A 24,436-nucleotide genomic window follows, 5' to 3' on the forward strand; every position below is an offset into this window, starting at 1 on the left:
GCTTAATTTTTATATTTTGATTGGGCAATTATGGTAAATTTCTATTAGTTTTTTGGTACTATTTTCCGTGGAATATTTACTTTTTATCCAGGTTCTTCCAGCCTGAGCAAGTTCCTGAGCATATTGGCGATTATTGATGATTTCAATTGTTGATTTAGCCATGCCTTCTAGGTCTTCTACTTCATGTAAAATCCCTGTTTCTCGATCTTTGACCGCTTCTATTAAACCGGGTATTTTTGAACCAACAATTGGCAATCCCGCTGCATTGGCTTCAAGAGAAACTACTGGTAATCCTTCATGAAAAGAGGGAAATAAAAAAACGTTAGTACAAGTCATTAATGCCGGAATATCGTCACGCAGTCCGAGTAGCTTAACTGCATTTATAAGTCCAAGTTTGGTGATATTTTCTGTAATTAATCCTCGTAATGGACCTTCTCCTACTAACAAAAGTTTGGCTGTAGGAATCTTTTCTACAACTTTTTGGAATATAGAAAGTAATCCTAAATGATTTTTTTGTTCTATTAATCTTCCTACATGAAGAATAATCGGGGTATCTTCAGTCCAACCAAAAGAATTACGCAACTCTTTGCATTTTTCAGGTGTTGCTAAATCGGGAATATTCACACCATAATTTAAAACAAGACCAGAATTTTTTATGTTTTGATCAAAACTCGTCAAACTATCAATTACTCCTTGAGAACAACCTGTGACTAAATGAGAATTTTCCAATGCGTAGCGAATACTAAATTTTGCGTAAATTGACCGTAATTGTCGAATGACAAAACGACGAGTTAATGGTGTTTGGGGAGTAAAAAATTTCGTATTATGAAAGGAGGTAATCACGGGGATTCCTAATTCATTACCTAGCCAAGTGCCAAGACCACTATAAGTTTCTAAATGGTTATGGAGAATCTGGTAATTTCCCTCTATGATAATCCGTTTTAAGTTGTCAATAAAGCCAAAATGAGCAAAATTTAATTGACAATGAAATACTTTTGCACCTAATTCTTCTGCAATATTTGCTAATGCACCTACATTTTGTCCTTTACAACAGAAATCCATCTCATATTGGTTTCTGGGAATTTCTCGCAGCATAGAAAGTAGCCACATTTCAATTCCACCTCTATTTAAACTGCTAATTAAATGAAGAATTTTTAACATAGGTAATTGCTAATGGGTAATTGGTCATTTAGTGATAAAGGGGAGTTTTTTCCCTCTCGTTGATCAGAGGAGAGTGAGGGAGGAGTATTTTTCTTTCAGAACTGCTAAAAATTACTAGAGAAGGAACACCACCGACAGTGATTAAAAAATATATAAGATTATCCAAGTCACCTATCAAAATTGTAAAACTGAAATTGATTAACATTGGTAGCAACAGTAAGCGAGTATCTCCTTTTAAATACCCCGCCAAAGAACGTTGAATAGATCCTACAACTACCCCCAGAAAAATATAAGAAAAAGGTACAGCAAAAGGTCCAAAATTTAGCATTATTTCTCCAGCAATTCCGTAAACTTTGGAGGATACCCACACACCAGGAACATAAGAACCCATACCATAAAGCAGGTCTGTTCCTTCTTTGGATTTATTCGGCGGTTTTTCGGGGAAAGGCCAAAGTTGTTGGGGAATTAAAATAGTAAATGCTGAATAATAAGTTCTCCCCCAACCATATTGGTAATCACTATCATCGTCCATTAATCTATATAGCATATAAGCATGAACGTCGGTTCTGCCTAAATCTCCTAATAATAAGTTCTCCCAAGTTCTCCCATTTTCTGCTGTGTATTCTTCCCTGGCTTCTGCTCCCTCTAAGGCAGTTTGAAATCCTTCAGTTCCCCCTGATTTTAAAAATCCATAAAAGTACATGAAAAATATGAAGAATATCATGCCCATGAGGATTTGTTTTTTATTAATTTTCTTCAGCCAAAAATGAATCATTCCCGCTGCCCAAAATAATGCCCATATTGTATTACTACGACTACCCCGCAAGCCACCAAATAGTAATTTAATTACAAAAAATATGACCAGAACTGTAATCAATACAGGCCATGTTTGTAATCTTTTTTTGTCTTTAGCATAGACTGCAAATGCCATCATTGCTAAATTGGGAAAACTTTCACAAATCATTAATAACCAACCTTGTCCTACTCCGGCTTCGGTTTGTTTATCTGCAAAAGCATTGATATAACCAATTAACCCTCCATACTGGCTATAAACTAATATTTGTAAAACTAAACAAACAATTAGTCCTATCCCCACAATTAAAGGAAAACGTTGTTTATTAATCATCCAAACTGTTTTTTGATTTCTCTTTTGATTAATTGATTTTTCCTGGAAAAACCCAGAGAAATCTATATTTCTAGAAATGCGATAAAGTAAAATACCTAATAAGTTCAGAATTGCCATTCCACCTACCCAGGGTCGCCAGTCTGGGGGTGGTATTAAATCACTACTTAACCAATTATTCCAACTAACATGAAGTAGGGGTGCTAAAAAGAAAAAATGAACACCTAATAAACCCATAACGCCTACGGGAGAAAAGATATTCAAGCGCCCCCGAAACCATTGCACAGCGTCAATACCAATCACAATTCCACTCAATGTTACTGGAATAATAAACCAGTGTAAAAATTGATTTGTAGTTGGCAGAAATCCTAGCAATACGATGAGACAAAGGAAAACGGAAATTATTAAACTATCAGGATAAATTGTTTTCCTGTGAAGGGGCTGTTGATTCATAAAACTATGTTGTTGGATATTTAATTTTGATAAATCTGTTCTAATTGTTTGACGGCTTTGTCAATGTTGAAATTACTATCTTTCATGATTTTTAAAGCGTCAGTTTGATTAATCGCTGGTGCTTTATTTTTCCAAGTTAAAATTGCTTCTGCCCAAGTATCCGCTGATTCACTTAGAGAAAGTCGCTGCACTAGGGGTTTGATTACATCACCTTCCTCGGGAACAACGTCGGAAATTACGGCAGGTAATCCCGCACACTGTGCTTCTAACCGTACATTTCCTAATCCTTCAAAAAGGGATGGAAACAGGAATACATCCATAGCACCTCGCATTAATCGGGGAACATCAGCACGAACACCTGCAAAGATCACATGATCCGTTAAGCCTAATTGGGAAGCTTTTTGTTCTATTTGCGATCGCAGTGAACCCTCTCCTACTAACAAAAGACGTATTTTCGGTTCTCTTTTGACTACTGCTGCGGCAATATCAAGAATAAAGGTATGGTTTTTTACTTCCACAAATCTACCTATGTGACCAATTACAAAAGTATCCGTAGGGATACCAAGTTCAGCCCGGAGAGCGGCTGCATCAATTTTATCTGCATAAGGGGTGATATCCAGACCATAATTAATAGCTTGCCAACGGGGGTTAGATTTGTCACTCGAACCAAATAAGGCTGCTACCGCTTGGTTGTTGATTCCTAAACCCATAGTTGCATAGCGGTTAATCCAAGATTTCATCCAGGTATAATATAATCGGCGATCAAGTCCCCCTTTCGTGGCTATGGCTGATGTATCTGTGTGACAGTGAGCAATACGACAGGGTATACCTGCTTGAGCAGCCAGACGCAAAATATTGCCACTGAAGAGATGTACGTGACTATGAATAATATCATAGGGTTCATGTTCACGCAAAATCTGGCGAAATTTGGGAACGTAAATCCAGGGTCGAGAGGGATAGGGACAGGTAATAATTTGACTGTTGAGAGCGCGTGCTTCTTGGTCATAAGCACCGGGTTCTGTGCTATGGACTAAAAAATCCATTTGGAAGCGATCGCGGTCTATATGCTGTAAAATTTGCATGAGCCAAGTTTCAATTCCCCCCCGATTCATACCCCCTAAAACATGAAGAATGCGTCGAGGTTTTTGAGTAATTTCTCTATCTGTGTGTTTGATATCTTTGGATGCGATGTACGGCATGAAATATGACTCCTAATGTAAAAATTATGCGAACTATTTCGGCTATCATCAGTGCTATTGCTGCCCCTTTGAGTCCATTTTTAGGAATAAACCAGAAGGAAGCGATCGCAGATGTACTGGTGACTATAATGAACAATGGAATTTGCGTACGAAAATATCTAGCAGCGGTCATTCCTTCACCGAGAAAAGAGGAAACATACCCAATTCCCGCTGTCACCATTAACCAAATCAGAAGCTCAGTATATTTGGCGTATTCTGGTTGGTAAACAATAGTTAAGATTTGCCCACCAGCAACCCAAGCGACTAAAATACCGGACAACCCCAACAGACAAGCAATAGCAACAAGTTGGAGGAGAAGTTTTTGGTACGCGCTAACGTTCCCCCCTGCGTAGTATTTTGCCAGTCTAGGACGGGCTGCGCTACCTAATGCACTGACTACCATGTTTCCTGCCACTATCAGGTACGCAAGGGCAGCAAATACACCGAGTTCTTTTTTTCCTAAAGACTGCTCTAGAAAATAGCGAGGAATATTAGCATTCAGGGAAATCAACATCATTACCAAACCCAAAGGTAAGGATAACCAAATTAACTTCCTGATAGTTCCTAATTGCCACCGAGGTTTTGCTGTCTTTCCCTCCAGAGAATCAGGAATTTCACCTTCTAATGTAAATTTATTAATCAACCACCGATAACTAGGGATATCCCAGATCAATAAAATACAAGCCCAAGCTATGACTAACCCAACGACTCCCCAAACAATACTACCTGATATATAAGTACCTATACTTAACATCAGTAAAGATAAAGGACCTTTCATGATTACAGATACGGCCATGCGATCCATTTTTTCATGTTTCTGAAGCAGTCCATAAAAAACATCGCTAATTGATTCTAATCCTTTAGCAAAACCAATTAAAATTATGACTATTGCTGTCTCACCTTTATATCCTGTAGCTAAGGTAATCCATAAGATTATTGGTAATGCTAACCCTGTCGTGATCAATCTTAAACCTAAATAATCATTGAAAAGATAATGATTTTTAGCATCTGTTGTTTGAATATCTCGTAATTGGAGATTACTAAACATCATTACTGGGGCTGTTACTGCTAATCCTAAAGTAAATGTCCCTACCATTTCTGGATTACCAAGTTTAGCTAAAACTACTAACATTCCCCATTGGCAACCTGAATAAATTAGATTACCAATGAAAGTCCAAGAAAAATTACGACGTAGGGTTATGTCTTTATTTTTTGGCATTGGCTTTCGTCATGATCTTAATTCTTTTTCTTTCTGCCATGCCAAATACAAAAACTATTTGATAACCATCCACACAAGCTATCCATTTACCATTATCAAGTTGATGTGGATCAATATTGTGCATACCAATTTTATTCCAACCTTCACCACTTCCTTTAATCACTGGATTATGGATGATCTCTTTTTCTTCATAGTTAGTAGTTGTCAAATTTGTAATTTCATAAGCCCTAACTTGATTACCATAAAAACCCACCACATCCTGTGTATATCGGAAAATCTTGCCATCAGATACTATTACCCTTCCTCCCGGTCTGGATATATGAAAATTTCCTTCTATTAAAGGACTTTGAGGATGCTTGACCCAATTTCCCATTAATTCATCAGCATAGTAAAGATGCAGTATATTCCCCTGGGGAGATGTCGTAAACATCCACCATTGATCATGGAAATTGAAAATTGAAGAATCTACATAATCGCTGCCTTCTAGTAAGGTTTTAACTAATGTCCATCTAGTAGGAAATTCAACTGCTTTATATAGCCTAATTGCATTAGCTTTATAGCTTTCTGGAATCATATAGTATTCATTTTGGAACTTGAATACATAAGGATAAGATAAATGAAAATCCTCCCTAATTATGATTTGTTCATAACGCCAACTCAAGCCATTTTTGCTAGTTGCAAGTCCTATCTCTCCTTTAAAATTCAAACTATTTAGTACCTCGAAAAACATATACCAAACTCCATTCTCACGAACCATAAATGGATCAGCAACGAAGTCTGCTGGTATATCTGTAACATCTTTAGCCGTCAAAACCGGATTTTTGATATTCTCTGGAGAACTTAATTGAAAAGGTGATTCACCTGTATAAATTCCTATTGACCAATCACATTTTCTTCTCACAAAAGTTCTCACTGTTTTTTTGAGGGAAGATAAATAGTTTGATTTAGGAAAATCTTTGATCTGAACTCTATTACTTAATTCCATAATTTTCATTGAGATTGATTTAAACTATCAAGAATGCTTATGCACTTGTTGGCTCGATATTTGCTAAAATATTTACCTGCCTATGGGAGGTCTGATTGGCATATTTAGCGGTATCTAATAAACTGCTTTCTTCCGGGAATTTCGGTTTGTAACCTGCTACCAATTGCGATAGCAATAAGATAATAGAATTGGTATCATTTCTGGCAGCTACTCCTAGCAATTTTTCTACAGTAATATTCAAAGAATTAGGAATAATCCGACTCGCATTTTTCACAACTAATAGTTTTTCATGTTCAGTATTTTCATACTCTTCCCCCTCAATAAACAATTCCTCAAATAGCTTTTCCCCCGGTCTTAAACCTGTAAATACTATGTCAATATCTTTGTTAACTTCATATCCTGAAAGATGAATTAATTCTTTTGCTAAATCTACAATTTTCACAGGTTCACCCATATTTAACATTAAAACTTCACCACTACGACCCAGAATAGATGCTTGCAAAACTAGTTGAACTGCTTCCGGTATGGTCATGAAATATCGGCAAATATCGGGATGAGTAACTGTAATTGGTCCCCCTGCTAAAATCTGTTTTTGGAACGTAGGAACTACGCTACCACGACTTCCTAAAACATTGCCAAAACGCACCGCTACATAGGATTTACCACTTTCTTTTGCAGCTTGTAAAACTAACATTTCCGCTACTCTTTTACTAGCACCCATGACATTAGTAGGATTAACTGCTTTATCTGTGGAAATCATCACAAAATGTTCAACATTATATTGCAATGCTACTTGTAGTAAATTTCTCGTTCCCATTACATTATTAGTAATTGCTTCTGCGGGATTTAATTCCATCAGAGGAACGTGTTTATGAGCCGCAGCATGAAAAATTACATCCGGTTTAAATCTCTCAAAAGCGTGTTCTAATCTCGACTGCACTCTAATATCAGCAATGAAGGTATAAATCTGCGGTATATTAACATCCGTCGCTGATTTATGATTATTTTTCAGTATTTGGATCAGTTTTTCTAGTTCTTGTTGGATATTAAAAACAGAATTTTCTCCATGGCCAATTAGGATAATTTTAGCTGGGTAACAACGTAAAATTTGTCGGCATAGTTCACTACCAATCGATCCTCCTGAACCTGTGATTAATACTGTCTTATTATTGATAAATTGGGCTACTCTTTCCAGTTCTGTCTGAATGGGTTCACGTCTGAGCAAATCCTCAATTTTGATGTCTCTAACACTATCTACTCTTACACGACCATTCAGGATTTCATAGATTCCTGGTAAGGTACTAGGTTGCACTCCATTGTTTTGACAAATATCTACAATTTCTCTAATAGTTTGTCCAGGAACTGTAGGCATAGCAATGATAACTTTATGGATTTTTAGTGTTTTGATAACTTCAGAAATTTTCTGACGATTTCCTAATACGGGAATTCCCCTTAAATGTATATTCTGTTTTTTGATGTCGTCATCAATAAATCCTACGGGATAAGCTCCAAATTGGGGATTTCTTTGCATATCTTCTACAAGGGAAACCCCCGCACTACCAGCACCAATTATCAACACTCTTTCTCTATTTTTAGATATTTTTTGTCTGTGGCTTATCCTTTCTACAACTCGAACACTAAACCGCAGTAAAATCACAAATATGCAAGATAGTATTCCCTCCAAAATTGGCAGTGATTGCGGAAGTTCACTTAATAGCATCTCCAATAAATTAAATAGGGTCGTTTGGATGACTACCACACCCATCATCAATGTGACTATATAAATCCCTTCTTCGATGCTTGCATACTTCCAATAGCGTCTATAAAAACCAACCCCCCAAAAGATAATTAGTTTGACTACTAAAAACAAAATTGTCGCAATTCCCAACTGGAAAATATCTTGTTGCAAGTTTAGATTACCATCTAAACGCAATCCTAATGCTAACAATGGTGTCATTGCAAAAACCGTGATATCACAAATAAACCAATGTCTATTCCTGATTTTACTTAATTGACTCGATAATTTTCTAATTGTTCTCTGAATAGTAACGTGAGAAACAAAAAATAGGATATTCATATCAGTATCTCCAGGAAAATCTACAGAATTTTTTCACTGGATAAACACCTGAAATTCTCATTAATAACCTCAAAAAACTACTTATGGAAATAACCCTATTCAATTATCAATCATAGGGATTACCTGCCCAGTTCTAAATTGGTTATTAATACAAACAAATCTTAATGGTAAAATGGTGGAAATTTAATAATCAATGAATCTACTCAATATCTTCATCATTTTTTGAGAATTTATCCCAAATCACATAGCATCAATAGCTGATTAATGAAAATATATTCTTGCGGTTTGTGTCTTCTGCCTCTGGGGTGATAATTTACAAGAATAAATTTTCACTAGTCATGTTTGAGTGCTATATAATTTATATTTACTAACCAAATATGAACATAATCTATGGGTTATTATTTTTTGCTTTGAACTATAAACTTTTTATCAAGTTTTCACTCATTAAGTCACGCCAGGTTGACATAATTCCTGATTAAATCAAAATAATAGCAAAATAATAGCAGCAGACATAGTAGTTACACCATATCTGCTGCTTAATTGGACGGGAAACTTCGATTGTTAACTATAAGTTTAATCCGCGTTTAATCACCCTAGACTTTTACCTGTAAAGACTTCAGTAATTCAGTATTTACACCTGATTCACGAGTTAAAGAAATTTTACCTGTACGGGCAATTTCCCTCAGTCCAAATTTTTGTAGCACTTGAACTATCGCTACCATTTTACCAGGATCACCCACAACTTCTAAAGTCAAAGAATCTTCAGCCACATCAACAATTCGCGCCCGGAAAATCTGAGATAATTCAATTATTTCTGAACGATTACTGCTATTAGCATTTACCTTCAAAAGCATCAATTCTCTTTCTACGCAAGGTATTTCTGTAATATCTTGCACTTTGAGAACATTAACTAACTTATACAGTTGCTTGGTAAGTTGTTCGATGATGCGATCATCACCAGGCACAACCATTGTAATCCGCGATACTCCTCCCTGCTCCGCAGGACCGACAGCAAGGCTTTCAATATTAAAACCCCGACGTGCAAATAAACTAGCAATGCGGGATAGAACTCCTGCTTCATCTTCAACTATAACTGACAGCGTATGTTTCATCGGCAACTAAAAAAGCATGGCATGAACGCAGACCGGCACTCATGACTGCGAAGCGAATTTCTACCACGCTGAATTGTCGGTCTTAATTCTTATTTTATACTTAATAGTTCCAATCATTCAGTTCTTCTGGAAAAGTTATCTAGAAATCTAACTACTAGTGGATTTTGTCCAAAATTTTCTTGGTTAGATATATCTACTTTTAAGGACTTATATTATAATCAGAAGTGAATTATGATAGGAGATCAGTATTTATGGGTTGGTTACAAAGACTTTTTGGTTTAGAACAATCGGAAAGCACTCAAGTTAATCCCACGACTGATGCTAATAGACAAACAACTCCCCCAGAACGGATAGGATTAAACGGAGAATATGACCAAAGTGGTTTAGCAAAACGCGTAGCATTAGCATTTGATCAAGATCCTGACCTTGATGATATTGACACTCTCTGGGTTGCTCAAACGGGTAGCACTGTGGTATTAAAAGGTAAAGTCCCTAGTCAGCATATTCTCACGAAAATGGTTTCTATCGCTCATGGTGTTGACGGAAGTACGGATATTGATACTACAGAAGTCAATATTGAATAACTTCCCACCGTTACTCAAGAACTTAATCATCTCCTTATCTATTACCAGTTACCCATTCTACCTATCCAATCTAAAATTGCTTCGTTAACCTGTTCTGGTGATTCATCATGGGGACAATGACCCACATTTTCTAAATATACTAGTTCTAGTTTCTCATTGTAGCGCAGAAATTGATCCGCTAGTTTTGGGGGAACAAATCGATCTTTTTTCCCCCAAATTAATAACATGGGAATTGTTAAGTTTGGTAAAATTTTCTTGACACTAGGACTAAAATTAGCCCCTGTTGTTGCCTTAAATAAGGCTCTAAAAGCACGGGCAGATCCTCTGTCCTGGGGAGGTCCTGCTAAAATGTCTATCAGTTCATCACTAATCGCTTCAGGATGAGCATAGGCTAAACCCGCCCAACGCCGCAGCACGCTAGGACGACGCACAAAATAGAATATCGGTTTTAATATTAATCTGGAGGTAAATATACTTTTAATACCCCTAACCACGGGTTTGAAAGCAGTCGGGATCATTTCTTGTTCTAGGCTGGGATCTGGTAAACTGATCATCACAATACCCTTTACCATGTCAGCATGGGTAGCCGCTGCCACTAAAGAAATCAGTGAACCTATGGAATTACCCACTAAAACAACTGGTTGACCGATAAAGGTTTTCCAAAAGTCGTAAACTTGTTCTACCCATAATTCTACATTGTAATTAGTTGCAGCTTTTTCAGATGCGCCAAATCCAATCATGTCTATAGCATAAACTGTATTGTGTTTACCTAATACCTCTAAATTATGCCGCCAATGACCAATGGAAGCACCAAAGCCATGTAGTAAAATCAATGGTGTTTGTCCTGGATAATCTTTGACAGGACGAATATAAGTATAACGAGTCTGCCAGCCCCGCCATACCCAGTCTCTTTGATTACCAACCCGTTGCCGCCAATGTATTGCAGTCGTCACTTTTCCCTCTTTTGTGATTAAGCAATTATTAACCTTGTTTCTTTTTCCCTAATATGTTAAATTATATTTGATTATCTCCACTGTATACCTAATTTTGTTATCCTAGAAGCATCCCCTAGATATCTTAGATTTCTAAGTATTCATGAGGATAAATTGCAACCATAGTTATTGGTGTTAAATATCATGTAATTTACATTAATTAATTTTTTGAACCGGTTTTTGTCAAGTTCTGTATAGCAATAGCATAACAAATATGTTGAGACTGCCAACTAGTGTATGAATTAGCTACACTGGAGATGGATATTCATTTTTCAATTCTGAGTTACTCTTGTATTTTGCCTTAATCGGCATATTCAACCAAGCTAACTAAATCAAGACCAACCCAAATTCTTAACTAAAGAGCTGCCACTAATCATAATGCCTGTGATTGAGAAAAAAAGAACTCGTGATCTTCCCCAAATTAACGAACGCATTCGCTTCCCGAAAATTCGGGTAATTGACACTGATGGCGCACAACTGGGAATTATAACCCCCCAAGAAGCCATACAATTAGCCGAAGAGAAGGAATTGGACTTGGTGCTAATCAGTGACAAAGCTGACCCGCCGGTATGTCGAATTATGGACTATGGGAAATATAAGTTTGAGCAAGAAAAGAAGGCGCGGGAAGCCCGGAAGAAGCAGCACACGGCTGATGTGAAAGAAGTAAAAATGCGCTACAAAATAGAAGAACACGACTATAATGTGCGCGTCAAGCAAGCCGAACGCTTCCTCAAAGATGGCGATAAAGTTAAGGCTACTGTAATGTTCCGAGGTCGGGAAATTCAACACAGTGACTTGGCAGAAACCTTGCTTAAGCGGATGGCTACAGATTTAGAGCCTTTTGGTGAACTACAGCAAGCACCAAAGAAAGAAGGGCGAAATATGATGATGCTGATTTCACCCAAAAAATAATCTTGTCAACAAACTGCTTTACCAGGTGATGAATATTGCATAAGTTCGGTAATAATAGTACCAAAGATTGACACCGGGGGCATTTTTTCCCATTCTGTCAACTTTCATCACTGTTAGATTCTTGTAAATTTATCTCAAAATCATCGTCCTGACGATTGAGTGTAAAATATAATACTCATTTGTTCAGGACTTTTACTATTGACAAAATGCTATGTATAAGTTAATAACAAGCTAATTTACATATTACTTATTTTCACCTGACTAGCTGCTTTTGTGGCCTTTTCTCTCGCTTCCTGAATATCTCCACCTTTGGCTAAGGCCACTCCCATGCGACGATAGGGATGAGCAATAGGTTTACCAAATAATTTAATATCTACATCTTTTTCTGCTAAAGCTTCAGCTACACCAGTAAAAGCAATAGAATCAGATTTTTCTGAAGCTAAAATTACCGCACTTGCAGAAAATCCTAACTGTTGAATATGGGGAATTGGTAAACCTAAAATCGCTCGCAGATGTAATTCAAATTCATTCAAATTCTGGGAAATTAATGTCACCATTCCTGTATCATGGGGTCTGGGAGAAAGTTCGGAAAAAATCACTTCGTCTTTAGTGATGAAAAATTCAACCCCAAAAATTCCCGCACCACCCAAAGCATCAGTAACTTTTTTGGCAATTTCTTGAGATGCTAATATTTTAGCTTCAGAAATAGCTGCGGGTTGCCAAGATTCTTGATAATCTCCTCTTTCTTGACGGTGGCCAATGGGAGAACAGAAAATTGTGGGTGCATCCCATTGTTTAATTGTTAATAAGGTAATCTCAACTTCAAAATTAATAAATTCTTCGACAATTACCTTTTGACTATCTCCACGAGAATTAGAAATAGCATAATTCCAAGCTTTTTCTACTTCAGTTCTATCATTAACTACAGATTGACCTTTTCCAGAAGAGGACATCACAGGTTTAACAACATTAGGAAAACCAATTTCTTCAGCAACAGTAATTAATTCTTCTAAGGTGATAGCATAACCATATTTAGCAGTTCTAATTCCTAGTTCCTTGTGGGCTAATTCCCTAATTCTGTCGCGGTTCATGGTGTAGTTAGTGGCCGCTGCTGTGGGAATAACTGTAATTCCCCTTTGTTCAAATTCCTGTAACTTTTCAGTTCTAATAGCTTCAATTTCGGGAATGATAAAATCAGGCTGATGTTTATTTACTACTGCTTCTAAATCATCAGCACTCAGCATAGAAATAACTTCAGCACAATCCGCTACTTGCATAGCAGGAGCATTAGCATATCTGTCAACAGCAATCACATAATTACCTAAACGTTGAGCAGCGATTACAAATTCCTTTCCTAGTTCTCCTGAACCAAGCAGCATTAATTTCTGGGGTAGTTTTAGTGCCTTAATCATCAATTTATGGGAATAGTTTTGGATCTAATTTGTTTGATTGATTATTTACAGATAGTGATCATATTGTCAAGCTTTAAATTAATACAAATTAATACATATAAATAAATATGATTCATCCCTAATCACTTGCATTTATCTACGGTTAATTATTATATTATAGCATATAATACTCGTGTCTCCTTCTCCCTCCCTAACTCAAACCCCCACAAATCAGTTAAATTAGCCGTATTAGGTTTATGCTGCAATTGAGTAACCAAAAAGGTTTATATGCCAAGAACACAGAAAAACGATAACTTTGTTGACAAATCCTTTACCGTTATGGCAGATATCATCCTCAAGATATTGCCAACCAACAAAAAAGCTAAAGAGGCATTTGTTTATTACCGAGATGGAATGTCCGCACAAGCAGAAGGTGAGTATGCTGAAGCATTAGACTATTATACAGAAGCCTTGGAAATGGAAGATGACCCCAATGATCGCGGTTATATTCTCTATAATATGGGGTTGATTTATGCCAGTAACGGTGATCATAATAAGGCTTTAGAGTTTTATCATCAGGCTATTGAGTTAAATCCACAATTACCCCAAGCTTTAAATAATATCGCCGTCATTTATCATTTTCAAGGTGAAAGAGCTAAGGAAAGCGGGGATCATGACGGTGGTGAGGCATTGTTTGATCAAGCAGCGGATTATTGGATTCGAGCAATTCGCATGGCTCCCAATAATTACATTGAAGCTCAAAACTGGCTAAAAACTACCGGGCGATCGCAAATTGACGTATTCTTTTAAGTTAGCCATGAGTCGGTTGTTAGTTTTATGACAACTGACAACTGACAACTCACAACTGATAACTGATAACTGATAACTGATAACTGACAACTGACCACTGACAACTGATAACTGATAAATTATGATTGATAGTCAACTAGTTCGTAAAGTTGCTAATCTCGCTCGTTTAGAATTGACAGCAGATGAAGAAACACAATTTACCACTCAATTGGGTAGTATTCTGGATTATATTCAACAACTAAATCAACTGGATGTTACTAATGTCGCACCAACAACCAGAGCTATTGATGTCAGTAATGTCACCAGAGAGGACATTCTCCAACCTTATCCTGACAGAGAAGCAATCCTCAACAGCGCTCCTCAACAGGAAGGTGATTTTTTCCGAGTTCCCAAAATTCTTAATGCTGATTAGATAGGGCCTAACTGGATTTTGGATTTTGGATTTTGGGTTTTAGGTTAAAGATTCAATATCTAAAATTTCAGAAACCTGCAATCTCAATATAAAAGAGTAGAGACGATCCGAGGAACGTCTCTACATCCCCGTAGGGACAGGGGATTAGGGGATTAGGTTTTTGGGTATGAAACTAATATAGCAGATGATCTTTTATTTGCCAAGTATTTTGACAACTTTTTTTTTGCATACTGATGTCAAAACTCTCAGTTACCATTTGGTTATTATTCCTCTTGATTCACTAAAAAAGCAGGATCAAGAATTTGAGAAATACTATAAGGATTTTCACTAGGAAAAGTGGTATCAGGTAAATTAGTTTCCTGAATTGCTAAATCTACACCATCTTGATAAGCAGAAATAACTACTTCTGATAGATAGGATTTTAAACTAGGGTTTTCTTCTAAATGTTCTTTAATCCGACGACGTTGTTCTCTAATTTTGGATCTTATTTATTCAAAAAGTAATCAGAATCAGGATTTTCTAGATGAGAATCTTAACAAGATTAAATATCACTTAACTATTATTTAATCCTGTACATCCTCAAATCCTGTACATCCTGATTCAGAATGTTACTTCCCAAATACAGTAGTTAGAGAACGGGCAATATTTTTCGGCTGCATTGCGTCCATTGCTGCTGTGGGTTCATAACCACAATGTACCATACAATCAGCACATTTGGGATTACCACTAGCGCGTCCGTATTGACTCCAATCAGTTTTATCTAACAATTCTTGGAATGTTTGATAATAGCCTTCATTCAACAAATAACAGGGTTTTTGCCAACCTAAAACACTGTAACTAGGACTACCCCAAGGAGTGCATTCATAGTCTTTTTCACCAATGAGAAAATCTAAGAATAAAGGATTATGATTAAAGTTCCAGTTTTTCTTTCCAGAGGTGTAGGGTATGAGAATTTCCCGGAATAAAGCGCGGGTTTGTTCTCTTTGTAAAAAATGATCTTGATCTGGAGCCCATTCATAACTATAACCAGGAGAAATCATCATCCCGTCAGTTCCCAATGTTTCCAGAAAATCGAAAAACTCCTGCATTTCTTCAACATTACAACCTTCAAAAATGGTCGTGTTGGTAGCGACACGAAAACCCTTCGCTTTAGCGGCGCGAATTGCTTGGACAGCAGTATCAAAAACCCCTTTTCTGTCTACACATTTATCATGCCATTCTCGCATTCCATCTAAATGTACACTAAAGGTGAGATAGGGAGAAGGCTGAAATTTATCGAGACTCTTTTCTAGTAATAAACCATTTGTACACAAGTAAATATATTTCTTGCGTTTAATTAAACCTTCAACAATTTCCCTGATTTGGGGATGTAATAATGGTTCTCCTCCGGGAATGGAAACAACTGGTGCGCCACATTCTTCCACCGCTGCAAAACACTGTTCTGGGGTGAGATTTTGCTTGAGTATCTCCACTGGATGCTGGATTTTACCGCAACCTGTACAGGCTAAATTACACCGGAACAGCGGTTCTAGCATTAATACCAGGGGAAACCGTTTCCGCCCTAATAAGCGTTGTGTAACTAAATACTTACCTATATCTATTGCTTGTTGTAGATTAATCGCCATGAAACTAACACTCCTCAATTTGTTTGGTAATGGGTAATGGGTAATGGGTAATTGGTAATTGGTAATTGGTAATTGGTAATGGGTAATGGGTAATTGGTAATGGGTAATTGGTAATTGGTAATTGGTAATTGGTAGTTAATTTCTGTCACCTGTCACCTATCACCTATCACCTATCACCTGTTCCCTATCACCTGTTCCCTATCACCTATCACCTATCACCTGTTCCCTGTCACCTGTCACCTATCACCTGTCACCTATTCACATAACCATTAGACACGAACCAATCTACAGCATCCTTGAGCGCTACACTCAGGGGGGACTGAGGTAAACCTAATTCGCGGATAGCCTTAAAAGTATCATAATACATTGGTTGTTGTGCCATGCGAACACCATCTATGGGAACTGTTGGGGTTTTCCCTAGAGGTGCGAGGATTTTTTCTTCTACCCAACCGACTGTTAGAGGTATCCAAGCTGGTATAGACGTTTGTGGTGCAGGTAAATCGGTGATTTGGGCAAGTTGTTCTAGAAGTTGTTTGAAGCTAAGATTCTCATGACCTAGTATATAGCGATCGCCTTTTTTCCCTTTTTCTAATGCTAGTAAATGTCCCTTAGCTACATCCCGCACATCAATAAAATTTAACCCTGTGTCTACATAAGCGGGCATTTGTCGCCGCAGAAACCGTAAAATAATATCCCCGGTTGGTGTGGGTTTAATATCTAATGGACCAATGGGACTACTAGGATTTACTATCACAATATCCTGACCTTGATTAGCTGCTGATATTGCTATTTGTTCGGCTAAAAACTTCGATTTTTTGTAATCTCCCACCAATTTTTCTACCGGACTTTGATGGGTCTCATTCACAATTTCCCCAGGTTTTCCCACACCAATAGCCGCAACGGAACTAGTATAAACTGTACGTTCAATTCCCGCTTTTTGCGCTGCTGCTAAAATATTGCGCGTCCCTTGTACATTATTCAAATATAGCAAATCCCGGTCTTTTTGCCACAATGAATAATGGGCAGCAACATGAAATAAGTAATTACACCCCTGCATCTGTTCCCAAATATTCGCGTCGTTTACATCACCTTTAACAATATCTACAGCCAAACCCTGTAAATTGTTCAGGTTACTATGAGGACGGACTAAAGCTGTAACTTGGTATTTTGATTGTAACAGCGATCGCACCACATGAGAACCAATAAACCCTGTACCACCAGTCACAAAAGCCCGCATTTCTTTACCTCTTCATTTTCAATCTGTGATTAATTATTCATGTATTTGGGTAATTTACCACGGTTACATTTTTTCTTTTTCTTGTAATCAGTTAATAATAAAATGGTGATGTATAGCAGTTTCCGATATTATGAAGTACAGATATTAATAATAAAACTCTTGTGGTGCGGGCATCTTGCCCGCCAAAAGTGTACCTCACCCTTATATTAATCCGCTGTAATGGTAATTTATATTCATGTTATGACTAATTTATAAGTTAAAGTTATAGATTTTCTATTTTAAATAAGTTTTTTTGAAAAAAATTTTTTATTTTTAGGGTTCGTGTCGCTTTCGGCGTGTTATTATAGTCATATAAATATAATGGAGTGTAAGCAAAATTTTTATTGAAGGACGCATTCCCATTATCAGGATATCATGCCGCGCGGCACAAGTCAATCGGTTAAGACCAAAAAAAAGAAATTTTTTTTAAAATTTTTAGAATTTTTTTGAGAATTTTTTAATTTTTTCAAATTTTTCGGGAAACTCGAACCACTCACCATCAAGTTTCAGATAACAAAATTATAACACAAATAAGCATCCTGTCAATCCTGATTTAGACAAATAAAATATTAGCTCCCCAACCTCTGTAACCATTAATATATGGGATATATATAAGTTAAAGTTATAGATTTTCTATTTTAAATAAGTTTTTTTGAAAAAAATTTTTTATTTTTAGGGTTCGGGTCGCTTTCGGCGTGTTATTATAGTCATATAAATATAATGGAGTGTAAGCAAAATTTTTATCGAGGGACACATTCCCATTATCAGAATATCATGCCGCGCAGCGCAAGTCAATCGGTTAAGACCAAAAAAAAGAAATTTTTTTTAAAATTTTTAGAATTTTTTTAGAATTATTTAATTTTTTAAAATTTTTGGGAAACTCGAACCGCTGACCATCAAGTTTCGGATAACAGAATTATAACACAAATAAAGATCCTGTCAATCCTGAAATCCTGGAAATCCTGATATAGCTAAGGCCACGCTTCGCTATCAGACATTCTACTATATTTCCACATATTGCCAATATTTACTTTCTCCTATTTCTCGACACATTAAAATCCCAAACCATTCTAATCTCTCCAGATTTTCGGTAATAGTATTTTTATATTTTCCACCATTTTTAAATTGAGCAGCAATTTGTTCCACAGTCCACTCGTTGGTATTGGTGCGAAGTAAATCGCGGATAGTTGCAAGTTGGTCTTTTGGTTGTTTGGGAAAAGTTTTTTGTTCTGTGGGAATAATCACAGTTTCTTCTGTTTCCATAACTTCCGTTAGTAGTTGTTGGGTAACTTCATTTGGTGCTTGATATTCGGGACGCAACCAGCGAATTATTCCGTTACGTTCTTCTTCTGCACGTTCAGCATTGAGCGCGACTAATCTTGATAAAATTATTTCCTCAATTTCGGCTTTTGTTTTTTGATTATCTTTTAAATCTTGCCATTCATAAGCATCAAAAACGGCGTGATCTAATTCATCATGAATTTGTTTGAGGGTGGAAACTAAGGCTTTATTATTATATGTTTTATCTGCTTCGGTAAATGTTTCTCCTTTGCGGAGTTTTTCTAGCAGGTTATACATTCCCGTAATTGTGATTTCAGGATGTTGTGTTTGTACTCGTTTACGGTGGGAGTCTAATCTTTCTCCTAATTCTCGGATTTTCTGTTTTTGTTCTGGTGTAGGATTTGGAAAAGGGAATTTTCCAAAACAATCAGAATGGTTATAATTAGAATCATTACCAACTCCAAGCCATGCACCTGTTTTTAATGACCATATTATATGAGGTACTGATGAAAGAACACCAAGATAAAAAGCATCATCTAATCCGAAAGCAATTAATTTAGCATCAGGTAAAATGTCATTTTCTACAAACATAAAAACTCGATGCTTTGCGGTACGACAACTAACTATATAGCGTTTTAAACCATTTATTGCATTACGAATTTCTTGGTTAGAACGTCCAAAAAGCCACCATTGTTCCCGACGTGCTTTATCTTTCATTTCTAAACGTTTAGGTCGAACAAGTTCATAAATTCTCTGATATATATATGGATATTGCATAACCTGAGATTCATTTAGACCATATAAATCAATAATTCGTAAATTACGAGATTTATCTGTAATATCTCTACCATTACGATATCGTTTAATTAAATGAATTGCTGTCGGTTCTTGTTGAATAAGTTTTAAATATTCTCCTTCATTTAGGTGGAAACCTTCACCCAAAACAATTACACCTTGTCCACTTAATCTAGAATTTGCTGTTAACTTAAATGCTGATACCACATCTACACCAACGCTTAAATCTACATTAATAAATCCTTTGGATATAGCTAAATCAACAATAGTTACACCATCATCACTTTCCACTTCTTTAACTACTTTTCCTAAAACTCCCTCATGTTTTCCAGATTTTACCACAGTCATGGCAATTCTCACTGCTGCACCATCTGTAGTATCTATCCAAGGATGATCAGGAATTGCAAATGTAAGAGATATTGGACTTTTACCTACTAGATATTTAACTAAAACTTTTCTATTAAATGTTTGAGTAATACTATTAGTTGTAATTAAACCAAAACTTTCTAGTTTACCTTCAACAACTAATTTAGCTGAATGATACCACCAATACATGACAAAATCAACTGTATCTGGTATGTCTTGATAAACTTTTCGTTGCGCTTCAACGTAACCATCACTTAATCTATCCCTCATCCTCTTATTACCAATAAAAGGAGGATTAGAAACAATATAATCTGCATCTGGCCATATAGCAGAACGAGGATTAAGATAACGATAAATAGGAACTTGATCACTCGAATCTGGAACATCTTCCCCCGTCACAGGATGCTTGATCGTTTTTCCACCCCAGCGCGTTTTTACCTGACCAGTTTTAGTATCAATATCTAACTCCTTCCCATCATAATCTAACACCGCATCACGATGTTCAACATTATGAAAATCCTGTAAAATCGGTTCTGGTGGTGGTGTACTTCCATAGCGTTTAAAATGCCATTGTAAATAACCAATCCAAATTACTAACTCTGCAATAGCAGCCGCTCTAGGATTAATTTCAATCCCTAAAAATTGCGACGGATTTACCTGTTTTCTTCCTGCTAAACGCGGATCAAATTCCTCTAATAAATTCGTTGTTACCTCTCCCAAAACATCCAGTAACCGCGTCTGTACTTCTTGCTCCAATGTCTTTAATAAATCTAATGTTACATATAAGAAATTACCCGAACCACAAGCAGGATCAAGAATACGAATTTGTTGTAATTTCTCTAAAAATCCCCGAATCTCATTTTCAGCTTTTTCTATTTGTGTCTTTGTCGGTTTTTGCTGTGTTTCTTTCAGAGTTAAAAAGCGATTAACTTCCGATTCCACTAATAACCATTCTGACCGCAAAGGTTCTATGACTACGGGACGCACTAACCGCTCAACATAGGATCGGGGTGTGTAATGCGCTCCTAAACTTTTCCGTTCTTTACTATCTAAAGCTCGTTCTAATAATGTGCCAAAAATCGCCGGTTCTACCTCAGTCCAATCTTTATTTGCAGCTTCATACAGCACTTCTAACTGTTCTTTGGGTAAATCAAAAGCTGTTGCATGAGCAAAAAAGCTGCCGTTAAATTGGGGAATTTCATCAAAGTTAAATTCCCCCCCAGTATTCATCACTTTCCACAGTCTTTCAATCTGGGTTTTAAATGTCTTGGGTTCAACCAACCAACGTTCTTTTAATGCTTTAGTAAAAACTTCTCCTGGCAATAATTTTACATCTTCTGCAAACATGGTAAAAATGCAGCGCATGAGAAAATTTGCCACTTCTTTCGGTTCGTGTCCTTGTTGTTCTAACCACCGCGCTAATTTAGCTAAGGTATCCGCAACTTCTCTTGTTACCCGCGCTCGATATTTTTCCGGGTTTAAACTTTGCGGATCATTAAATATAGCAACAAATCGATTAAATACTTTCTCATGTAAAAGCTGATCAAGATCAATTTTTTCCCGCGCTCCATAACCACCATAGTTACCACTAAAACTCATCCAAATTTCCAAATGTGAACCAATATCACAGGTAATTAAAAAGGGAGGTTTACTAGGTAGAAAAGGTGTATAGCTTTGTGCTTGATAAAAGGCCTTCTCCATGGCTATATCGTAGGTTTTTGTCCCTCGTTTGGCTGTACCCCGTTTATTTGCGTTTCCCCCTTGTTTGGCTTCAATTAAAAAATGTCCTTCTTTATAGAAGTCTGCAAAGTTTGTGGTAACTCCATCTTTGTTAAAAATTTTGATATCTTTATCAAAACAATAGCGATCGCCTGCTATACTGCCTTTAGGTGATGGACGCTCTACCCCCAGAGCATCACAAAGTTCTAAAAAGAAACCCTGATAATTTGCTCTCTCGTTCCCCTGAGAACCTTTCCACTTTTGCAGAAATATTTCTACCCGTTGACAATCTTCACTTTTCATGGCCAACTAGAATATTGAATATTAATTATTTATTTTCAGATATTTTCCGACTCAGAATTTACAATATCTACCAAAAAACTGAACTTTTACACAACTCATAAGTTTTATTTATCTAAACACCATTTTAAATAAGTTTTTTTGAAAAAAATTAAAAAAAAATTTATTTTTAGGGTTTCAGTCGCTTTCGGCGTGGTATTATAGTCATATAAATATAATGGAGTGTGAGCAAAATTTTTATTGAGGGACGCATTCCCATTATCACAATATCACGCCCACGGGGGAAAGTCAACTACCCCGACAAAAAAAGAAAATATTTTACAAAATTTTAAACTTTGAAATAGTGAGAATCAAAGCTGTATTTTCTTCCTAACTCCGTGTCCTCTGTGTCCTCTGTGGTTAGTTAATCTAAAAAACCCAAATCCCCAAATCCAAAAGTTAAATCCCCGATTTTGTCAATAAATCGAGGATCTAAGAAATATGATACTTTGGATTACTTCTCAGTAATATACTTTAGTAAACCTTCACAGGCATCCATCAGTAAATCAATCACAAAATTAAAACCCTCAACTCCTCCATAATAAGGGTCTGGAACTTCCTTGAGGGTATATTGAGAGCAAAAATCACACATCAGCCTAACTTGAGAATGATATTGCCCAGAAGGATCAAGAGCTAGGATATCATCATAATTACTACGGTCCATGGCCAAAATCAAATCAAACTCTTGAAAATCGGAGCTTTGAAATTGACGCGCTCGGCCTTGGAGTTTAAATCCTAACTTATTCTCTGCTGCGGCGCTCATGCGTCTATCCGGTGCGTTACCAATATGATAACCAGCAGTACCTGCAGAATCGCAAAGAATTGTTTTAGTTAAACCCCTTTGCGAAATCAGATGATTCATAATATTTTCAGCCGACGGTGAGCGACAAATATTACCAAGGCAGACAAACAGTAACTTATAAGTCATCTATTTTGATTTTTTGTGTCAGTTGCCAGTTACTTTATACCACTGACCACTGACCACTAGCTATTGACTACAATCCAGGTAACTCCAATCCACTGGTTAGATCTTCCATCCGTTCCCGCATGGTTTCGGTAGACTTTTTATAAGCATCTTTCATGGCCGCAGCGACTAAATCAGAAAGCACTTCTGCACCTTCTTCTAAAGCAGATTGAGCAATTTCCACTCGTTTGGGTTCTTGGTTGCCACTGACAATCACCCTAACCAGTCCACCACCAGATTCTCCCAGAATCTCCATTTCCTCTAATTCTTCTTGAAGACGTTTTGCACCCTCTTGAACTTGCTGCGCTTTTTTAAAAGCTTCGGCTAATTCTTTCATTTTGCCTAAGCCAAAGCCAAATCCCTGTCCTTTTCCTGTCATAACTGGTTATCCGCTGTACGATTACTGACAAATCAAATTCAATTATAGATGGATTGTTAAACCTCCAATGTTTTGATTACTATTTAATCTAAAATAGTAGATTTCGGCAAGTTTGTCTATATCTGGCTAGAATTTAACTTACAGTTTCAAACCCTATTCCCTATTCCCTATTCCCTATTCCCTTTAGAAAACCGCTGGAAACTCACCTAACATTTTTACCTCTGGTTCTAACCAAATTGACCAGCGTTCTTGCACCTGATTTTGAACATGACGAATGAGAGAAAAAATGTCGCTGGCTTTAGCTCCCCCCCGATTGACAATAAAATTAGCATGGAGTTGGGCAACTTGCGCTCCCCCTAATTGATAGCCTTTGAGTCCAGTTTGTTCAATTAACCAACCCGCAGTATAGGGTTGAGGATTTCTAAACACACTACCACAACTGGGGTAGCTGTATGGTTGGGTGCTGAGTCGGTGTTTTTTATGGTCTTTGGTTCTATCTGTCACTACCACAGGATCTGCCCCTGGTTGCAGTTGCAAGGTCGCTTGAGTCACAATCCATTTCCCACCTTGTAGCCGTGAACTCCGATATGTATAGCCTAATTCCTCCGGGGTGAGAGTTACCAAAGTTCCATCAGGACAAAGAACTTGAGCGCTAACTAACATATCTGCAATACAGCTACTATGCGCCCCAGCATTCATCACCACCGCACCCCCTACCGTTCCAGGGATACCCACAGCCCATTCTAATCCTTCCCATCCCAAAGCAGCAGCGTCCCATGCTAAAGCAGGAATCGATTCTCCCGCAGATACGGTTAATTGACCTGTATCTGGGTTAAAATATTTAGAGCGGAGATGACGAGTGGCAATGACTAATCCAGGTATACCGTGATCGCTCACTAACAAATTAGAACCAGCGCCTAAGATTGTTATCGCTAAATAATTCTCTTTGGCAAACTCAATACTTGCTTTTAAAGCCTCTAAATTCTGAGGAGAAACATAGTATTCAGCCTCCCCCCCAACTCGATAAGAAGTAAACCCTGACAAGGAAGTATGAGTCTTGAGAGAACAATCAGTCCCTGGTAAGTAAATTGATTTACCATTATCCCCATGATCTTTAATTTGTCTTTGCGGGGTCAAATCAGAAAAATTACAGATTTTGCCAAGTTCCTGGGAAGTTATCATCTTTACTTCAATTGGTGAATTTTTGACTTATGTGATTTATT

21 protein-coding genes are annotated in these 24,436 nt (G+C 37.1%); 4 read left to right on the plus strand and 17 right to left on the minus strand.

Translation table 11 applies throughout. The features are described from left to right. Positions 1–9 precede the first annotated feature (9 nt). The 7 genes from FFO06_RS05280 to ilvN form a co-directional block, all read right to left on the minus strand. A complete protein-coding gene (locus FFO06_RS05280; protein WP_137907086.1) occupies positions 10–1,161 on the minus strand; it encodes a glycosyltransferase in 1,152 nt (383 codons plus the stop codon). Positions 1,162–1,189: 28 nt separating this feature from the next. Continuing rightward, the gene (locus tag FFO06_RS05285) at positions 1,190–2,737 is read right to left on the minus strand and encodes a hypothetical protein (RefSeq protein WP_137907087.1); all 1,548 of its coding nucleotides are present in this window, start codon (positions 2,735–2,737) and stop codon (positions 1,190–1,192) included. Positions 2,738–2,757: 20 nt separating this feature from the next. Further along, positions 2,758–3,936 (minus strand): glycosyltransferase family 1 protein, encoded by a 1,179-nt coding sequence (locus FFO06_RS05290; RefSeq protein WP_137907088.1) that lies wholly within the window; start codon positions 3,934–3,936, stop codon positions 2,758–2,760. Next, entirely contained in the window at positions 3,896–5,194 is a 1,299-nt protein-coding gene (locus FFO06_RS05295; protein WP_137907089.1) for a lipopolysaccharide biosynthesis protein, read from the minus strand. The genes FFO06_RS05290 and FFO06_RS05295 overlap by 41 nt, the downstream gene beginning before the upstream one ends. Then, positions 5,181–6,188 (minus strand): glucosamine inositolphosphorylceramide transferase family protein, encoded by a 1,008-nt coding sequence (locus FFO06_RS05300; protein ID WP_137907090.1) that lies wholly within the window; start codon positions 6,186–6,188, stop codon positions 5,181–5,183. The genes FFO06_RS05295 and FFO06_RS05300 overlap by 14 nt, the downstream gene beginning before the upstream one ends. A gap of 28 nt (positions 6,189–6,216) precedes the next feature. Beyond that, on the minus strand, positions 6,217–8,256 hold the full coding sequence (locus tag FFO06_RS05305) for a polysaccharide biosynthesis protein (RefSeq protein ID WP_137907091.1): 2,040 nt from the start codon (positions 8,254–8,256) through the stop codon (positions 6,217–6,219). A 593-nt stretch (positions 8,257–8,849) separates the two neighbouring features. Further along, entirely contained in the window at positions 8,850–9,368 is a 519-nt protein-coding gene (gene ilvN / locus FFO06_RS05310; RefSeq protein ID WP_028084672.1) for an acetolactate synthase small subunit, read from the minus strand. 251 nt (positions 9,369–9,619) lie between these two features. Between ilvN and FFO06_RS05315 the strand changes: the two genes are divergently transcribed. Next, positions 9,620–9,952 carry a BON domain-containing protein gene (locus tag FFO06_RS05315; protein ID WP_137907092.1) on the plus strand — a complete coding sequence of 111 codons (333 nt, stop codon included), beginning with the start codon at positions 9,620–9,622 and terminating at the stop codon, positions 9,950–9,952. A 41-nt stretch (positions 9,953–9,993) separates the two neighbouring features. Here the strand turns inward: FFO06_RS05315 and FFO06_RS05320 are convergent, their stop codons facing one another. Continuing rightward, positions 9,994–10,905 (minus strand): alpha/beta fold hydrolase, encoded by a 912-nt coding sequence (locus FFO06_RS05320; protein WP_137907093.1) that lies wholly within the window; start codon positions 10,903–10,905, stop codon positions 9,994–9,996. Between the two features lie 417 nt (positions 10,906–11,322). On the opposite strand from FFO06_RS05320, the gene infC reads away from it, so the two are divergent. Continuing rightward, the gene (gene infC, locus FFO06_RS05325) at positions 11,323–11,856 is read left to right on the plus strand and encodes a translation initiation factor IF-3 (protein WP_015083285.1); all 534 of its coding nucleotides are present in this window, start codon (positions 11,323–11,325) and stop codon (positions 11,854–11,856) included. A gap of 236 nt (positions 11,857–12,092) precedes the next feature. On the opposite strand, the gene purT is transcribed toward infC, so the two are convergent. Further along, positions 12,093–13,268: a formate-dependent phosphoribosylglycinamide formyltransferase gene (gene purT / locus FFO06_RS05330; RefSeq protein WP_137907094.1), complete on the minus strand. Its 1,176-nt coding sequence runs from the start codon at positions 13,266–13,268 to the stop codon at positions 12,093–12,095. 267 nt (positions 13,269–13,535) lie between these two features. Between purT and FFO06_RS05335 the strand changes: the two genes are divergently transcribed. Both FFO06_RS05335 and gatC read left to right on the plus strand, forming a co-directional pair. Then, positions 13,536–14,057, plus strand: a complete 522-nt coding sequence (locus tag FFO06_RS05335) for a photosystem I assembly protein Ycf3 (RefSeq protein ID WP_137907095.1) — start codon at positions 13,536–13,538, stop codon at positions 14,055–14,057. Between the two features lie 121 nt (positions 14,058–14,178). Continuing rightward, positions 14,179–14,469: an Asp-tRNA(Asn)/Glu-tRNA(Gln) amidotransferase subunit GatC gene (gene gatC, locus FFO06_RS05340; protein WP_137907096.1), complete on the plus strand. Its 291-nt coding sequence runs from the start codon at positions 14,179–14,181 to the stop codon at positions 14,467–14,469. A 263-nt stretch (positions 14,470–14,732) separates the two neighbouring features. On the opposite strand, the gene FFO06_RS05345 is transcribed toward gatC, so the two are convergent. From FFO06_RS05345 to murB, 8 genes are all read right to left on the minus strand, one after another. After that, positions 14,733–14,957, minus strand: a complete 225-nt coding sequence (locus FFO06_RS05345; RefSeq protein WP_306420181.1) for a DUF29 domain-containing protein — start codon at positions 14,955–14,957, stop codon at positions 14,733–14,735. A 120-nt stretch (positions 14,958–15,077) separates the two neighbouring features. Beyond that, the gene (gene hpnH / locus FFO06_RS05350; protein WP_137907097.1) at positions 15,078–16,094 is read right to left on the minus strand and encodes an adenosyl-hopene transferase HpnH; all 1,017 of its coding nucleotides are present in this window, start codon (positions 16,092–16,094) and stop codon (positions 15,078–15,080) included. Between the two features lie 14 nt (positions 16,095–16,108). Then, entirely contained in the window at positions 16,109–16,243 is a 135-nt protein-coding gene (locus FFO06_RS05355) for an alpha/beta hydrolase (protein WP_137907098.1), read from the minus strand. 101 nt (positions 16,244–16,344) lie between these two features. Then, a complete protein-coding gene (hpnA, locus tag FFO06_RS05360) occupies positions 16,345–17,331 on the minus strand; it encodes a hopanoid-associated sugar epimerase (protein ID WP_137907099.1) in 987 nt (328 codons plus the stop codon). Between the two features lie 1,041 nt (positions 17,332–18,372). Continuing rightward, on the minus strand, positions 18,373–21,834 hold the full coding sequence (locus FFO06_RS21860) for a class I SAM-dependent DNA methyltransferase (RefSeq protein ID WP_137907100.1): 3,462 nt from the start codon (positions 21,832–21,834) through the stop codon (positions 18,373–18,375). A gap of 490 nt (positions 21,835–22,324) precedes the next feature. After that, positions 22,325–22,798: a low molecular weight protein-tyrosine-phosphatase gene (locus tag FFO06_RS05370; protein WP_137907101.1), complete on the minus strand. Its 474-nt coding sequence runs from the start codon at positions 22,796–22,798 to the stop codon at positions 22,325–22,327. A 67-nt stretch (positions 22,799–22,865) separates the two neighbouring features. Beyond that, entirely contained in the window at positions 22,866–23,213 is a 348-nt protein-coding gene (locus FFO06_RS05375) for a YbaB/EbfC family nucleoid-associated protein (protein ID WP_137907102.1), read from the minus strand. A 183-nt stretch (positions 23,214–23,396) separates the two neighbouring features. Then, complete coding sequence (murB, locus tag FFO06_RS05380) at positions 23,397–24,395, minus strand: UDP-N-acetylmuramate dehydrogenase (protein ID WP_137907103.1); 999 nt, start codon at positions 24,393–24,395, stop codon at positions 23,397–23,399. Positions 24,396–24,436 lie beyond the last annotated feature (41 nt).

Origin of the sequence: Dolichospermum planctonicum (assembly GCF_005402965.1) — a bacterium.
Taxonomy (GTDB): domain Bacteria; phylum Cyanobacteriota; class Cyanobacteriia; order Cyanobacteriales; family Nostocaceae; genus Dolichospermum; species Dolichospermum planctonicum.

Excerpts from the sequence above, each read along its gene's own strand:
- hpnA (WP_137907099.1), bottom strand. The coding sequence starts at position 17,331 with ATGCGGGCTTTTGTGACTGGTGGTACAGGGTTTATTGGTTCTCATGTG.
- FFO06_RS05375 (WP_137907102.1), bottom strand. The coding sequence starts at position 23,213 with ATGACAGGAAAAGGACAGGGATTTGGCTTTGGCTTAGGCAAAATGAAA.
- ilvN (WP_028084672.1), bottom strand. The coding sequence starts at position 9,368 with ATGAAACATACGCTGTCAGTTATAGTTGAAGATGAAGCAGGAGTTCTA.
- FFO06_RS05335 (WP_137907095.1), top strand. The coding sequence starts at position 13,536 with ATGCCAAGAACACAGAAAAACGATAACTTTGTTGACAAATCCTTTACC.
- FFO06_RS05280 (WP_137907086.1), bottom strand. The coding sequence starts at position 1,161 with ATGTTAAAAATTCTTCATTTAATTAGCAGTTTAAATAGAGGTGGAATT.
- FFO06_RS05300 (WP_137907090.1), bottom strand. The coding sequence starts at position 6,188 with ATGAAAATTATGGAATTAAGTAATAGAGTTCAGATCAAAGATTTTCCT.
- FFO06_RS05305 (WP_137907091.1), bottom strand. The coding sequence starts at position 8,256 with ATGAATATCCTATTTTTTGTTTCTCACGTTACTATTCAGAGAACAATT.
- FFO06_RS05315 (WP_137907092.1), top strand. The coding sequence starts at position 9,620 with ATGGGTTGGTTACAAAGACTTTTTGGTTTAGAACAATCGGAAAGCACT.
- murB (WP_137907103.1), bottom strand. The coding sequence starts at position 24,395 with ATGATAACTTCCCAGGAACTTGGCAAAATCTGTAATTTTTCTGATTTG.
- FFO06_RS05295 (WP_137907089.1), bottom strand. The coding sequence starts at position 5,194 with ATGCCAAAAAATAAAGACATAACCCTACGTCGTAATTTTTCTTGGACT.
- gatC (WP_137907096.1), top strand. The coding sequence starts at position 14,179 with ATGATTGATAGTCAACTAGTTCGTAAAGTTGCTAATCTCGCTCGTTTA.
- FFO06_RS05285 (WP_137907087.1), bottom strand. The coding sequence starts at position 2,737 with ATGAATCAACAGCCCCTTCACAGGAAAACAATTTATCCTGATAGTTTA.
- FFO06_RS21860 (WP_137907100.1), bottom strand. The coding sequence starts at position 21,834 with ATGAAAAGTGAAGATTGTCAACGGGTAGAAATATTTCTGCAAAAGTGG.
- FFO06_RS05370 (WP_137907101.1), bottom strand. The coding sequence starts at position 22,798 with ATGACTTATAAGTTACTGTTTGTCTGCCTTGGTAATATTTGTCGCTCA.
- purT (WP_137907094.1), bottom strand. The coding sequence starts at position 13,268 with ATGATTAAGGCACTAAAACTACCCCAGAAATTAATGCTGCTTGGTTCA.
- FFO06_RS05290 (WP_137907088.1), bottom strand. The coding sequence starts at position 3,936 with ATGCCGTACATCGCATCCAAAGATATCAAACACACAGATAGAGAAATT.
- hpnH (WP_137907097.1), bottom strand. The coding sequence starts at position 16,094 with ATGGCGATTAATCTACAACAAGCAATAGATATAGGTAAGTATTTAGTT.
- infC (WP_015083285.1), top strand. The coding sequence starts at position 11,323 with ATGCCTGTGATTGAGAAAAAAAGAACTCGTGATCTTCCCCAAATTAAC.